Raw genomic sequence first — 15,301 nt, 5'->3', positions numbered from 1 at the left:
ACCTATCTAAAGAGAGCATTAAGTTGACTCGAAGTTTAAGTTTCGTTTAAATTTCCGCCCAAACCATAGCTGAGGTGCGGCTAAGAATGGACTTCACTTCCCATTGCAAGTTCATTTCCTTTGTCTGAATAAGCGAGCGACCCACATTCATGAGCACACCCGGTATCCGACCCCCCGGATCGTTTCTATAATTTGAGGAGAGCTTGAATCGATCTCGATCTTCTCCCGTAAATGGCGAATATGCACCATAAGCGACTTGTCGCCATGAATATACGGTTCCCTCCATACGGCCTCGTAGATTTGCTTTTGGGTCAATATTTGATTCAAATGATCGATCAAATACATGAAAATGTGAAATTGCTTGCCCGTAAGAACGATTTCATCCATCGTTTCCGTATTTAATATACGGTTCGTTCTCCGGTCAATATTTAAATGCTTCACCTGGAGGTTATCCGAAGCCATTGAACCAGAACGTCTTAACAGCACCTGAATGCGTGCAGCCAGCTCGTCGGGATGAAACGGCTTGGTCATGTAATCATCGGCAAAGGATAGCCCTTGCAGTTTATCCTCCATTGACGTTCTGGCAGTCAGCATTAAGATCGGTACATCCGGACGGCGCTGCTTGAACCGCTGTCCGATCGTATAGCCATCCAATCCTGGGATCATGATGTCCAGTATGACCAGGCTGCACGTTTCAAAAGATTCCATAGCATCATGGCCTGAAGTCCTCCAGATCACTTTATAGCCAAGTTCGATTAAAAAATCTTTGGACCAAGCGCCGATCTCCTTATCGTCTTCTATGTATAAAATAGTAAAACTCATCGTCTGTGTTTGACTCCTTATGAGGGATATACTGGTAGTTTAGCATATTGGAGTGAAACGAGGGCTCCTATTTGAAGCCCTCTCTTGATTTAGTCAGTATACCTTATGAATCACGTCTTCAAAATCGGGATCTTCCATATCGATATCGTCCAGCTCGCCCCAGCGGCCCAGCTCTTTAAAAATATCAAGCGTGTTCATCTCGCGGCGGTTCACCTCAATCGTGACGGTGTTATCCAGAGAACCTGTCACGCGGATCGGGACGGAAAGATTGCCTTCCCCCTGAAACTGCTCAGGGATAACAAAAGGTCCGCGGAAGGTCACGGTGATGACCGTAGGCAGCCCGATCGTCTCGCGCAGGGACTTCACCGTTCCATCATAGGAAAGCTCGCCGTTGTTAATGACCATTACGCGATTGCAGAGCTGTTCGATATCATCCATGTCATGCGTCGTGAGCAGGATGGTCTTGCCGAATTGCTCGTTGACCAGCTTGAGAAAATGGCGGATGTTCCGCTTGGCGTTCACGTCCAGGCCGATCGTCGGCTCATCCAGGAACAGCACGTCCGGATCATGCAGCATCGCGGCCGCGAGGTCGGCGCGCATGCGCTGCCCGAGCGACAGCTTGCGCACAGGCGTTTCCCAGAACGCCCGTAAATCCAGAAGTTCGGCAAACTGTCCGAGTCTGCGCTCCTTGTCCGCCTGATCCACGCAGTACATTTTCGCCAAAATATCGTAGGAATCCTTCACCGGCAAGTCCCACCACAGCTGGCTGCGCTGACCGAATACGACGCCCAGATTGTTCACCACGCTGCGCCGTTCCTTGTGCGGATTCCTGCCTCCGATCGATACGCTGCCCGAGGTCGGGTGGAGAATGCCGGTCAGCATTTTGATCGTTGTGGATTTGCCGGCGCCGTTCGGACCGATGTAACCGACGAATTCCCCCGGCTCCACTTGAAAGCTGATCCCCTTCACGGCTTCCTTCGTCCGGTATTCTCTCGTAAACAGGGTTCGCAGACCGGAGAAGCGCCCCTCCTTCACGACCGGCGTTTTGAACTCCTTGCGTATGTTGCTCACTTCAATCATGGACGCATTCCTCCTTTAGCTCCCTGTACTTTGATATTTCGTCAAACCAAACTGCCAGAACCTCAGGCTTAAACCGAGACATAACAGGGCCGCTCCAGCCAACGCAGGCAGCACCCAGGCTCCGAGCTCGCCCCGCAGTATGTATAGCGATGGGACATAATTGACCAAACCGACCGGGACCACGATCAGCAGGATCGACGACATCCATTTGGGATACAGCGTGAGCGGATACTGGGCCGCCGTCCGGGCTGCGTCCTCCGTCAGGTTCTGAAGCTCGGTGATCCGGGTCGTCCAAAAACCGAAGGTTGCGGTCGCAAGGCCGATCGAGAACAGGATGACGGCACCCGTGACGATAATGTACAGCGATTGCGGCACCGCGCTCCATCCCACCTGACCTGCCGCCATCATGCCATACAGCGACCACCAGAGCAGAAAGCCGCCCTGCAGCACTTCGCCCAGCATGATTCGGAATTTCTGCGGCATGAGCGCCAGCAGCACCGGCATGGGGCGGGTCAGCAGCTGGTCAAGCTCCCCGTTGACCAGGTATCTCTCAAGATGATGCACTTCATCCCCAAACGTCCGGTAGAGCGTCTTCGACAGCGTCATGACGGCAAACAAATACCCGATTTCGTGCATGGACCAGCCCTGAATGGCTCCGAACTTGTAGAGGACGATGGCGACCATGAGAAACTCGGAAATTTGGATCAATGCGGCAAGAAACGAAGCCAGGATGAAATTGAATTTGTACTGCATGCGGCTTTTGATGCTCGTACGGATCAGCAGCGCATACAGGGATAGCCAGGATCTCGCGGTCATCCTCCCTGCACCTCCACTTTCCGCCTTAGGAATCCGGTAGCCAGCAGGCTTGCCACCGTCAGCAGCACGCACCATGACAACGTGCCCCACAGATGGGAAACGTCATCGAAGCCCAGATAGATCCGGGTCGGCACATAGAGCAGATACGGATACGGCGACCACCAGGCAATCGTCTGAAGCCAGCCCGGCAGCCATTCGATGGGAATGAAGAAACCGGCTAGGAGATTGATCATCGCGTGGTTGCCCCAATACAACCAAGACGATTCCGTTGTCCATAATGCCGATGCGCCGATGAGATAGTTGATGCAAATCGATAAGTAGGCGGCGCCTGCTAGCGCAATGGCAACGTAGAGGAAGGTGACTGCTTTTCCGGGCAGCTGCAGTGAGAAGGCAAAATAATACACCAGGTAAATCGGGATGGATTTGTAAACGAATTGGTAGGCGACTTGACCCCATTCCTTGGCCATCAAATGACTGAACAAATGAACGGGACGCATCAAATCCAGGGAAATATGGCCGGTTCGCACGGCTTGGGGAATGCCGAGGCCATTCGTGACGAAACTGGAAACCCAGAGCGCGGCTTGCGTAAAGGCGATGTAACCGACCATTCCCTGCGTTCCGTAATCTCCGAGCGCGTAATCGGCGCCGAGACCGAGCCAGATACAGGCATACATGAAGCCGAACATCGCACTGGCGACATTGTGCACCATGTGGGCGCCGCGGTACTGCAAATTGCGGGCATAGGCTTTGGAAGCCAATGTGAAATAAAGCATGAAGCACCTCCGATAAGCATTTTAGATGGCGGACCCATCCACTTCAGACAAGGCGAAAATGAGAGAAGGACAATAGCATACCAGAACGTTCCATTTCAGGCAAGGATTTTTTCGCAAGCATCTTTCCTTTTCAGTAATTGATATAATGAATTTCCAAGAGAATTTATCAAGGAGTTATGTTTTAGAAAAAATTAAGGCGGTCCTACTGAATGGGGAATAAAAACAGAAACCCGAGGATGAAATCCTCGGGATCTTTTACTTACTTTTTCTAGTTTTAGTGAATCCTGTACTTTGGATATAGCGTCTAGCTTTCTCATTGCGTAGGACATGGGTTCTATCTTCTCTACTTCTTAGGAGGTACACCAAGTCACAGTGACTTCTGGTGATCCTCTATAAATGAGATACCAATTATAAGTGTTCTAAAGCTTTCTCGGCTTTAGCACGTAAACTTGTTTTTCTTTTTTTGTTTTCTCCTTTAACATCTTTAGTAGTAAATTTCATCAGACTTTTGGTATCAATTAACTTATTTTCGATCGCATCCTCCAAAATTTTGAATTCTCCATAATCAAACTTTCTAATGCTAAAAAGTAATAGTTTTGATAATCGCTTACCAAACTTAATAGGAGCTCCACATCAATATCTTCTTTCTCACTAATCAAGAAAGCATATTTTTTATATAGAATATGCTCTTTTACTCCTTTAGGAAGAGGAGGTTTTAATATCAGAATATATCCTACCCCTGTTATAATTAACAACTCGTATTTAAAGGACTATAATCGATCTGAGAGTGATCAATTAAAGTGGGAGCAAACATATCAAGCATATAAGAATCTTAGAAATAGAAACACTCTAAATAAGGGTCAAAGTGATGCCTACCACTCTATAATTAAAAGATTAACAGATTTATAAGAATTTACGCTTGAGAATTGTGGGGAGTGCTACATGTTCATAAATCGTATATATCAATCAAGAGAAGGCCTTATTCAAAAATTTAAAGTTATTGATGATAGTGCCGAAGCTATTTTTAAATTGAACAACGAAGTTTTATATTTAACTATAAAATCGAATTCAAATGATGAATTATTGCTAGAAATTAAGGATTTTAAAAGAATCGAGGATGCTCCACCGATTTCATTAGTGGACGAATCATTTTATTTGATAATGGATAATGTTAGTACAACGAACAATGGTGAGAAGTATTTAAAACCTATTTTGGATTTTTTAGAATCTATTCTTGCCCTTGTCATTTTTATTCCAGAGGTTAAATACAATGAGATAGATCAGAAAACGCTTAATGTGTTAACCAGGGAATACCTTCCTGATCTATCATATGAAATTGATGGAAAAGAATATATGTTACTTCAATCAGCAAGTAATTTAGTGTAATTTATATTTAAATTAATCTCCAAAAAGTCATCGTAGATGACTTTAGAAATGCTTCCTTTACGTGAACAGGTGAAATATTAAAATCTGTTACTGTATGGGGAGCATTTTTTTCTTTAAAAAGGAACACAAACCGGGCCAGGTTAACAATTTAACCGACATCCATTCCTCTGTTCTCACACCCAATTATTTTAGATTAGATCCGGAAAGATGACAATGAATCAGCTCCTGCAGTTTGTTTTACTTTTGCCTGTACTGTTAATGTGAACTCAAATCGGGTCTTGTCTATGCAAAAAGGGATTCAATCGACAGGATGCGCCAGAAGCCTTCTTTTCCCTAGGCCGGTTGAGAACAACAGTCATGGGCGTGCGAAGACTTCATCGTCATGAAAAGTAACCAACGGGCGGCGGGGCCATCTACTTCTCCCTGTTCTTTGGTCTATAAAACGGTATGAAGGGATGCTCGGCTTATGTAGAAGGGAGACGGCCGGGACAGAAAAAAGACGTGATTTGTCAGATCACGTCTTTATGCTTCATCGGCTCCTGAAACTCGCGGAAATAGTCTACCAGGAATGACTGGAACTCCGTCGCGGCCTTGGACAAGTAGCGCCGCTCCAGCCAGGCTATGGTAAAGGTGCGGTAGCAGGAAGGCTTCTCAATGCGCACCATCGCGTACGGGGGCATGTCGTCCCCTTTGCATCCGGGTACAAATGCGGCTCCAAGCCCGGCCGATACGAGGCTGGACAATGCTGCCGGCTCATCGACTTCACATACGACTTCCCGGCTGATCCCGGCCAATCGGCAAAACTCTTCGTTCATTTTACGAAACGGATGGCCTGCCTTGTACTCGATGAAGGCCTCCCCCGCCACCTCCTGAAGGGAAATGCGGGACCGTCCCGCCAATCGATGGCCGTGAGGCACCGCCAAGAACACCTCCGCATGGAGGACCGGAATCTCCCGAATGTGGTCTTCGTCCAAGGCCGCCGCGGTAAAGCACAGATCGACTTCTCCGTTTTCCAGCATCTGCACCATCTCCATCGTGGAGTCGGGCGGAATCTGAATGATGCGAAAATTCACGTCAGGATATCGCACGCGGAAAGCGCCCAGGGCTTTGGACAGCCGGGGCAATGCCGTCGTTGCTATGCGGATGCTCCCCCGCTCCATGCCTGCCAAATCGGACACTTCCCTCCTGCCTTCCTCTAGGGCCGATAACGCCGTATCGACGCTTTTCAGAAAAGCCTTCCCGAATGAATTGAGCTTGATTTGCCGGCTCTGCCGATCAAACAGAGGCACGCCCAAATCTTCCTCCAAGCGGGCAATCGTCTTGCTGAGCGCAGGCTGGGCAATGCGAAGTTCCTTCGCGGCCTTGGTCATGTGCTCCATTCGGGCCACCGTCTGAAAATAATGCAGCTGAAGCAGTTCCATGAGATTCTTCCTCCTTTATTGATATCCTTGAGTATATGAATGCATGTCATAATATATATTTTTATTTATTAACTATCGATTGTAGAATAAATCGTAACCAAAGGAAAGGGGGAAATCACATGAACGAGCATCAACAACCGCAACAGCCGCCGGCTGAAAAATTAATACGCATTCTGGCGTTTACGATGATTCTCTCATCGATGAGCGCAACCATGTTTAATATCGTGCTTCCGGACATCAGCCAGGAATTCCGGCTTTCCTTCGCCCAGGTCAGCTGGGTATCGTCGATTTACATGCTCATCTATGCCATAGGCTCCGTCCTGTACGGAAAATTGGCCGACACCTATAAACTCAAAAATCTGGTCACCTTCGGATTGCTTCTCTTCTTTGTCGGTTCCATCACGGGCTTGGCCGCACAGGCCTACTGGATGGTGCTGCTGGGACGAATCCTTCAGGCAGCGGGGGCAGCCGTCATTCCGGCAATCGCCATGATCATTCCCGTCCGTTACTTCCCTGCGGAAAACCGGGGCCGCGCACTCGGCATAACGGCGACCGGGCTCGCCATCGGCAACGCGATCGGGCCGGTGGTTTCCGCATTGGTCGTTAGCACGTTCCATTGGAGATGGCTCTTTTTCATTCCGCTGCTCATCCTGGTCACCCTCCCTCTCTATCGCAAATATCTGGACAATGAACAGGGCCAGGGCGCACGGATCGATTGGCTCGGCGGCGGACTTCTGGCCGGAACGGTTGCGCTGCTGCTCCTCTCGGTGACCCAAGGCGGCTGGATATTCGGTTTAGGCAGCCTGATCCTGTTCCTTGCGTTCCTTCTGCGCATTCGTTCGGCTAAAGCGCCTTTCGTCCAGCCCCGTTTATTCCGCAACCGAAGCTACACGGTCGGACTTGTCCTCGGCATGTTCATCATGAGCGTCGGTTATGCGCTGCCTTTTCTTACTCCGCAGCTGCTGTCGGATTTGAACGGTCTGGCTCCGGGATGGATCGGATTTGTCATGGTGCCCGGAGCCGTGGTCACGGCCATGCTGGGCGGAAGAGGCGGCAAGCTCGCGGATACCAAGGGAACCCGCTATTTATTCTATGCGGCTTCCACCCTGCTGCTGCTGTGCTTTGCCCTGTTGTCCACCTTCGCTGGCGTATCGCCGCTCCTGATCGCACTGTTCCTGATCTTCGGCAATGTCGGTATCATGTTTATGCAAATCTCGCTCTCCAAGACGATTTCCTTATCGCTGCCCAAAGAGCAAACCGGCGTCGGCATGGGACTGTTCTCCCTGCTTAACTTCCTGTCCGGCGCGATTGCCACCGGGGTTTACGGCAAAGCCGTCGACCTTGGCGCCGGCACCCGCTGGAACCCGCTGAGCATGGTACAGGGAGCTTCGACCTACAGCAACATCTATATCGTCTTGGTGGCGTTGCAAGCAGGAATCCTTCTGCTGTTTATGCTGCAATTTGGCAGGACGGCACAGCATAAGCTGCAGGTTCAAACCACCGGATCCAAATAAGTAACGGCAGCCAATGCGGGGTCGTTTGATGAAAACATGCCTGCCCATCCGACTATGATCGGGGCTATTCGCATACAGGCTGCGCAGATCTGAATCCGCGCATGCCGACAAAAAAACCACCGGAGCAACGCTTGGCTGTAAGCCGCTCCGGTGGTTTTGATGATGTCCTGATGCCTCTAATTTGTTACATGCGATGACGATGCTATGGATACTATGGTGCCTGCCTATACCTGGTAACCCTTATACGTCCAAACGCGGCTGCGGGCAGAGAAGGACATGCGCTTCGTCCTCTTGGTGCCACTCTAAGGTTACATGGCGGCGCGCTTCAGCTGTCCATGATATAAGTCGCTGTAGAACCCTCCCTGCTTCAGCAGCTCCTCATGGGAGCCCTGCTCCAGCAGGCGTCCGTCTTTCAGCACCAAGATGCGGTCGGCGGAGCGGATGGTATTCAGACGATGGGCTATCACGAAGCTCGTCCTGCCTTTCATCAATCGCTGCAGCCCTTCCTGGATCTTGATCTCCGTTACGGTATCGATGCTGCTTGTCGCTTCATCCAGCACCAGCATGGAGGGGTTGGCCAGAATCGCCCTCGCGATCGCAAGCAGCTGCTTCTGCCCTTGGCTGATGCCGCTGCCGTCAGGCTTGAGCATTTTGTCATAACCGTCCTTCATGCGCACGATGAACGAGTGGGCGTTAGCCAATTTTGCGGCTTCCTCCACTTCTTCGTCGGTCGCATCCAGCCGGCCGAAACGGATATTCTCACGGATGGTTCCCTGAAACAGGAACGAATCCTGAAGCACGAAAGCCATCTGCGAACGCAGGCTTTCCCTGCGGATCGAAGAAATATCCCGGCCGTCCAGGGTAATGCTTCCGCTGTCCGGATCGTAGAACCTGGAGAGAAGCTGGATCAAGGTGGTTTTTCCCGCACCGGTCGGACCGACCAGCGCAATCATCTCGCCGGGCTTTGCTTCAAAGCTGATGCCTTCCAGGGTGTCCCCGTCTTTATCGTAAGAGAACGAGACGTTGTCGAACTTGACCGCCCCCTCCACGCTCTTCAGCGTGACGGCCGCTCCTTCATCCTTCGCTTCCACCTCTTCGTCCAGCACTTCGAATACGCGTTCCGCACCTGCAATGGCGGAGAGCAGCGTATTCCATTGGTTCGCCAGATCGTTCAGCGGTCTCGTAAACTGCCGCGCGTAACTTTCGAATATAATGATGACGCCGATCGTAATATGGCCCTGAATCGCCAGAATGCCGCCAATGCCTGCTACGATCGCAAAGCTCAAATTGTTGAGCCCGTTCATCAGCTTCGGAATGAAGCCCGATATGCTCTGCGCCCAGAAGCCCGATAGACGAATCCGTTGATTGCGCTCATCGAATTCGCGGACCACCCGTTCCTCCTGGGAAAAAGCCTTGATGATTCGCTGCCCGGACAGCGTTTCTTCAATGTAACCGTTCAGATCCCCCAGATTGCGCTGACGCTCTTTAAACAGCGGGCCGGTCCGACGGGTAATCCAGCGCATCCCCATCATCATCAGGGGCACGACCAGGAACGTCAGAAGCGTAAGCAGCGGGCTAAGCCATAACATGACGGTTAACGTGCCGATTAAAGTCAGCACGCTCGAGAAGATTTGAATGGCCGAGCTGTTAAGCGTCGAGCTCACGTTCTCGATGTCATTCGTCAGACGGCTCATGATTTCGCCCTGCTGACGCTTCCCGTAGAACGGAATCGGCAGCCGGTGCAGGTGCGTGAACAGATCCATCCGCATCCGGTACACGGTTTCTTGGGCGATGCCGATCATCCAGACGTTGTGCAGCCAGGTGGTTAAGGCCTGAAGGACATATACGACGGCCAGGCCAACCAGAAAGTACAGCCAGTCGATGGTGCTCTCGGGATTTCTTACATCATCCAGAAATTTGTCCACCCCGACGCCGAGCAGATAGGGACCCAGCAGCGCCAGGCCCGAGCTGAACATCACCATCAGCAGCACGAGCGCGAGTTTCCCTTTGCGCCGGGCAAGATAGGTCCATATCCTGGAGAGGGTGCCCGACCAGTTTTTGGCCTTGGCTTTCGGCTTGCCGCCACGGCTGCCGCCATCCTTGTTCTTGTCAAGATCGAGCTTCGGTTTTGGGTGACGAAAAGGTTCAGTGAATGCCTTGAGCATGATGCTGCGCCTCCTCTCCATACTGGGATTCATAGATGCGTCGATACAGAGCGGAGCTTTTCATCAAAGCGTCATGATTCCCTTTTCCGATCAAACGCCCGTCATCCAGCAGCAGAATCAAGTCCGCCGAAGTGGTCGAGCTGATCTTCTGCGTAATCAAAAACGTCGTGCAGGATAAATCCTTGAGGGCATCCAGCAGGGCGCCTTCCGTTCGGACGTCAAGCGCGCTGGTGCTGTCGTCCAGGATGAGGATGGCGGGCTTTCGCACGAGCGCCCGCGCAATCGACAGGCGCTGCTTCTGTCCGCCGGACAAATTGACCCCGCGCTGGCCCAGCATCGTGTCATACCCGTTAGGCAGATGCGCAATGGTCTCATGAATCTGAGCTCGGCGAGCCGCCTCCTGAATTTCTTCCATCCTTGCATCCTCGCGTCCCCAAGCAATATTCTCCCGCACCGTCCCGGAGAAGAGCAGCACTTCCTGCGGCACATAGCCGATGCTGCTGCGCAGGTTCACCTCATCGATCGACGCGGCGTCCACGCCGTCCACGAACACGGTCCCCTTCTCTTCCTCGTAAAGCCGCGGAATCAGCTGGACCAGCGAGGATTTGCCGGAACCCGTGGCTCCCATGATGGCGATGCGCTCACCGGGCTTCGCTTCAAAGGAAATATCCGTCAGGACGTCGATGTCGCTGCCCGGATAACTGAAGCTCACTTGCTCGAATTTGACGCCACCTTGAATATCCACTTTTCCGGCTTGGTCCTTGTTTGCGCCTGCCGCCGTATCCTCCGTGTCCAGCACCTCCTGCGCACGCTGGGCGGAAGCCCGTCCGCGGGAAAAGGCAACGACGACCCAAGACAGGGCGGACATGGCGCCGATGCAGCGCAGCGAATAGTTGACGACGGCGACCACCTCGCCGACGCTGGCACTGCCGGACGCAATATCTTTGCGACCGAACCACAGGACCGCCATGATCCCGGCGTTCATAACGAGGAGAATAAACGGCATCGTGGTCTCCGTTAATCGCAAGGTCGAGACGGTGGTGCTCATCAGCTTGCCGGAGGTACGGGCAAAGCGCTCAATCTCATGACCCATGCGCACGAATACGCGGATCAAGCGAATCCCGGTCAGATTCTCCTGGATGACGCCGTTCACCGCATCCAGCCGCTGCTGGACGCTGCGGAACGCATCGGCAGCCCGCTTCATGATCCAAGCGATGAAAATGAACAATACGGGCACGGTCAGCACAAGCAGCAAGCCCAGCTTCACATTCACGACCAGTGCCATGATAATGCTGCCGAGCACCACCAGCGGGACGCGCGTCATGAACCGCAGGCCCATGAACACCGTGTCCTGAATCTGGGTGACGTCACCCGTAAGCCTGGTAATCAACGATGAGGTGGCGAACCGGTTAAATATCGAATAAGAGAACGACTGCACCTTGTCATACAATTGATCGCGAAGATCATAACCGAGCCCCTGACTCGTATGCGCAGCAAAAAAAGAGCTGGATATCCCGGCGATGAAGGCTATAATAGCGCTTCCAGTCAAAACGGCTCCCCACATCCATACGACGGACATGTCCTGCTTCTGTATGCCGTCGTCGATGATTTTGGAGATAAGCAGCGGCTGAATCAGCTCGACGGTGAGCTCGATCAGCATCATGGCAAGTGCCGCAATCGCTGCAACGCGGTACTTTTTCAAGATCGAGAAGACAATTCCCATATGCATTCCTCCGAATGTCGAAGACCCTTATCCTATTTCTTACATCATTTACCCACAGGTCTTCATGTAGTAGCAATATTAGTTCGTACATTGGCTGGATATGTCTATTATAATATATTTTCTCCTAGATCTTGCCGGCGGATGAAAATTATCGCCGGAAATCGCATTCCATTACCTCTTCACGCATGGCGCGCAACATAAAAACCAGGATGAACAGGCAGCGAAAAAGAGAGCCCGTTCACAAGGATCGTCTCCCGAAAATGGCTCTCTTGCCGAACTATATGTTATTCCACGGACTTCAGCGCTTCGATCATGTCGATCCGCTTCAGCTTGTAATGCATGGAAGCCATGACGATGGCCGAGAACAGCAGCGTCAGCAGCGCCGCGTAGCCATAACTGATTTCATGGATGGTGGGACTGAACATCATCGCATCCACTTCTGCGGTCAGGAGCACGAAGCGGTGCAGGAATATGCCTGCCAGATTGCCCGCTATGATCCCGAGCACGGTCAGGATCATGTTTTCCCGATAAATGTACATGGTTACTTCCTTGTCGTAGAAGCCAAGCACCTTAATCGTCGACAGCTCGCGTATCCGTTCGGATACGTTGATATTCGTCAGATTGTACAGCACGACAAATGCGAGGGCCGCAGCGGACACAATCAGGACGACCACCACGACGTTCATGCTGTCCATCGTATCGCTGAAGGCGTCGCTCACGCCGCTCGTGAAACTCACCATGGCGACCCGTTCGCTTGCGGTTAACGATTCCCCGAGCCGATCCTCCCACTCCGGATCGTTACGGTCATAAGTCAGCAGCTGGCTGTTTACTTCGGGCGCTGCGTCAAAAATGTCTTCGTAGTACTTCGGCGTCATGTACACGTAGTGCAAGGTATAGTTCTCCGTGATCCCCGCCACGCGTATTTCAAAGGGTTCATTGTCGCTGTTCTGGACGGCGAATGTGCTGCCAATGCCGAGACCGAACAGCTTGGCCAGCTTCTCGGTAATGATCGCCCCGTCATCCGACAACGACAGCGTCTGCCCCTGTTCGCGGGGCTTCAGCACGATAAACGAATCGATCTTCTCCGGCGATTGCGGCACGAACAAATTCACATCCTGGCCGTTCACGCCGGGAGCTGCCGCGGTCATCGCCTCCTGGGTCACGTTCAGGATTCCCGTAATCTCCGGAACTCCCGCTAGGCGCTTGTTATAATCCTCCAGCCCGCCGCTCTCGCCGTTATCTTCTTGGAATACCACGGTCGCCTGGTGCTGCATGATTTTGCCGTATTGCATCGGCGCGATATCCCCGATGGAGTCCTTAAGACCGAAACCGGTCAGAATGAGGGCCGTGCACCCGGCCACGCCGCAGACCGTCATGAACATCCGCTGCTTATAGCGGAAGAGATTTCGCGCGGTTACTTTTCCAATAAAGCCGAGCCGGTTCCACACCCAAGGCACTCGCTCCAGCCATATGCGGGATCCGTTCTTGGGCGCCCTGGGACGCATCAAGACCGAGGCGTTGCTTCGAAGCTCCACCCGCACGGCCACATAAGCCGTCATGGTGGTGCAGAGTACAGCCACGACAACCGAGACGACGCTATAGCTGAGATAGAAGCTGGTTCTTACATCGGGCAGATTATACAAAGCGCCGTAAGCATCATAGATGATGGCGGGAAACAGGGTAAAGCCGACGGCCAGTCCGGCAGCCGATGCGGCAACGCTCGCCAGCGTCGAATAGACCAGAAACTTTTTCATCACGTCCCGGTTGCTGTAACCGAGGGCTTTCAGGGTTCCGATCTGCAGCCGCTGCTCCTCAACCATCCGGGTCATCGTCGTCAGGCTGACGAGGGCCGCAATCAGGAAAAAGAATACCGGGAACGCGGTGGCAATGGATGATAAGCGGTCCGCGTTATCGCTGTACTCCGTATATCCCGGGTTGACGCTACGGTCCATGACATAGACCCTAGGAAGCTCAAGCTGATCCAGCTCCTTCCGGCCCTCGGCCACTTCCTTCTCGCCGTCGGCGATCTCCCGCATAGCCTTTGCTTTTTCCTCTTTGAATTTCTCCTGACCTTCCCGGTAGTCCGCCTGTCCTTGGGCAAGTTCCGCTTTCGCATTCGCGAGCTTGGCTTCCCCCTCCCGTCTGGCGGCTGCAAGCTCTTCCGTTCCTTGCTTCCACGAAGCCTCTCCCTGCGCGAGCTGACGCTCGGCTTCCCGAAGCTTAGCCTGCCCGTCCTTCAGCTCTGCTTCGCTTGCATCCAGCTTCTGCTTAGCCTGATCCAGCTGCAGCGAAGCCTCGTCCAGGCCACGCTGGAACGCGGAAGCCGCCTGTCGCAAAGCAGCGCCGTCCAATGCGCCGTCCATGAAGCCGGCGGCGACCGCCCCTAGTTTCGGATCGGCTGACTGAGCTGCCGAGAGCAGCTCTTGCCTCTGCTCGTCCGGGATGACCTCCGGGTCCAAGCCGGAGATTTGCTGCAGCGCCTTGGCCAATTGCTGTCCTTGTGCCAGCTTTGGCGCAAGCTCCGTCTTTTGTTGCTCCAATTGGCTCTGACCCGTCTTGAGCTGATTCCGGCCCTGTTCCAGCTTCTGCCGATTGCGTTTCAGTTCCGCTCTGCCTTGCGAAAGTTCTTGTTCCGCCGCATCCAGTTTAGCCTGCCCCTGGGCCAGCTCGGCCTGAAGCTTGTTCACCCCATCGCGGTACGCTTGCTCGCCTTCATTCAGCTTGAGCCTGGCATCCGTTAACTCCTGCTCCGCATCGGCAAGCTGCCTCTTGGCATCCTCGATTTTGTGCGTCGCCTCGTCCAGCTTCTTCTGCCCTTCTGCACGGATTTCCGCCAGCCGCTCCTGTGGCATGGCCTCCAGCGCCAGTTCAACCGCTTCTTTGTGCCGGCTGATTTTCTCGTCATACTCGGCTGTATAAGGAGCAGGTTCCGCCGTGTCATGAAAGGTCAAGTAGACTTCCGTATAAACAGGCAGTTTAAAATCCTTCTCCGGAATAACGGCAAATACATCCGCCGTTCCTTTGCCGATACCGCTCGTTCCCCGGCTCATGCTGCTTATGAACAGCGGGCTTTTCGCTCTTCCAACGACTGTATACGTCAGGTGATCAAACGTTTCCCCCAAATCCACTTCCTGATCCGGATTGGTAAAGGTGACCTGATCCCCCAGTTTAAATTCGTTTCCTCTCTCTCCTGCATCGATGACGATTTCGCCTGCTGCCTCTGGCATTCGCCCCTCTGTAAGCACATATTGATTCAGATTATTTCCTGGGTCATAGGAGAGCACCTTCGCGATCCGCCCGCTGTCGCCGAGAAATACGTCCGCGCCGTAGCCCGGTTGAACCGCATCCACGCCGACTACCCGTTTCAGCTTTTCAATATCGCTTGGTTCGAGACCCAAGGTCGATTGAACCTTAAGGTCCATCAGTTTTAAATCCTTATAGTAGTGATCCGCCGTATCCAGCATATCCGGCCCGGTGGCCTTGATCCCCGCGAAAAAGCCGACGCCGAGCATAATAATCGCAAAAATGGACAGAAACCGTGCCTTTGTACGCGATATTTCCCGGAAAATATCAGTCCATAACGCTTTCTTCTTCATCATCT

General features: G+C 52.6%; 11 protein-coding genes. 2 read left to right on the top strand and 9 right to left on the bottom strand.

Annotated elements, in window-relative coordinates:
• Positions 1 to 147: 147 nt before the first annotated feature.
• The 5 genes from MHH82_RS06780 to MHH82_RS06760 all read right to left on the bottom strand — a co-directional run bounded on the left by MHH82_RS06780 (position 148) and on the right by MHH82_RS06760 (position 4,037).
• Entirely contained in the window at positions 148 to 822 is a 675-nt protein-coding gene (locus tag MHH82_RS06780; RefSeq protein ID WP_192569430.1) for a response regulator transcription factor, read from the bottom strand.
• Positions 823 to 915: 93 nt separating this feature from the next.
• Positions 916 to 1,902, bottom strand: coding sequence for an ABC transporter ATP-binding protein (locus MHH82_RS06775; protein WP_340964578.1), 987 nt, complete (start codon positions 1,900 to 1,902; stop codon positions 916 to 918).
• A 15-nt stretch (positions 1,903 to 1,917) separates the two neighbouring features.
• Positions 1,918 to 2,718 (bottom strand): ABC transporter permease, encoded by an 801-nt coding sequence (locus MHH82_RS06770; protein ID WP_340964575.1) that lies wholly within the window; start codon positions 2,716 to 2,718, stop codon positions 1,918 to 1,920.
• Positions 2,715 to 3,491: an ABC transporter permease gene (locus MHH82_RS06765; RefSeq protein ID WP_340964573.1), complete on the bottom strand. Its 777-nt coding sequence runs from the start codon at positions 3,489 to 3,491 to the stop codon at positions 2,715 to 2,717. The genes MHH82_RS06770 and MHH82_RS06765 overlap by 4 nt, the downstream gene beginning before the upstream one ends.
• A gap of 408 nt (positions 3,492 to 3,899) precedes the next feature.
• On the bottom strand, positions 3,900 to 4,037 hold the full coding sequence (locus MHH82_RS06760) for a hypothetical protein (protein ID WP_187293012.1): 138 nt from the start codon (positions 4,035 to 4,037) through the stop codon (positions 3,900 to 3,902).
• 396 nt (positions 4,038 to 4,433) lie between these two features.
• Between MHH82_RS06760 and MHH82_RS06755 the strand changes: the two genes are divergently transcribed.
• Positions 4,434 to 4,877 (top strand): hypothetical protein, encoded by a 444-nt coding sequence (locus MHH82_RS06755; RefSeq protein ID WP_251499384.1) that lies wholly within the window; start codon positions 4,434 to 4,436, stop codon positions 4,875 to 4,877.
• A gap of 509 nt (positions 4,878 to 5,386) precedes the next feature.
• Here MHH82_RS06755 and MHH82_RS06750 read toward each other — a convergent pair.
• Entirely contained in the window at positions 5,387 to 6,298 is a 912-nt protein-coding gene (locus MHH82_RS06750) for a LysR family transcriptional regulator (protein WP_340964563.1), read from the bottom strand.
• A 119-nt stretch (positions 6,299 to 6,417) separates the two neighbouring features.
• Between MHH82_RS06750 and MHH82_RS06745 the strand changes: the two genes are divergently transcribed.
• On the top strand, positions 6,418 to 7,812 hold the full coding sequence (locus tag MHH82_RS06745; protein ID WP_340964560.1) for an MFS transporter: 1,395 nt from the start codon (positions 6,418 to 6,420) through the stop codon (positions 7,810 to 7,812).
• A gap of 308 nt (positions 7,813 to 8,120) precedes the next feature.
• On the opposite strand, the gene MHH82_RS06740 is transcribed toward MHH82_RS06745, so the two are convergent.
• The 3 genes from MHH82_RS06740 to MHH82_RS06730 all read right to left on the bottom strand — a co-directional run bounded on the left by MHH82_RS06740 (position 8,121) and on the right by MHH82_RS06730 (position 15,299).
• Entirely contained in the window at positions 8,121 to 9,977 is a 1,857-nt protein-coding gene (locus MHH82_RS06740; protein ID WP_340964558.1) for an ABC transporter ATP-binding protein, read from the bottom strand.
• Positions 9,958 to 11,700: an ABC transporter ATP-binding protein gene (locus MHH82_RS06735; protein WP_340964555.1), complete on the bottom strand. Its 1,743-nt coding sequence runs from the start codon at positions 11,698 to 11,700 to the stop codon at positions 9,958 to 9,960. The genes MHH82_RS06740 and MHH82_RS06735 overlap by 20 nt, the downstream gene beginning before the upstream one ends.
• Positions 11,701 to 11,984: 284 nt before the next feature.
• On the bottom strand, positions 11,985 to 15,299 hold the full coding sequence (locus MHH82_RS06730) for an FtsX-like permease family protein (RefSeq protein WP_340964552.1): 3,315 nt from the start codon (positions 15,297 to 15,299) through the stop codon (positions 11,985 to 11,987).
• Positions 15,300 to 15,301: the final 2 nt, after the last annotated feature.

It is taken from the genome of Bacillus sp. FSL K6-6540, from assembly GCF_038007545.1.
The sequence above is the reverse complement of the archived record's forward strand: the minus strand, read 5'-3'. Positions and strand labels throughout refer to the sequence as shown.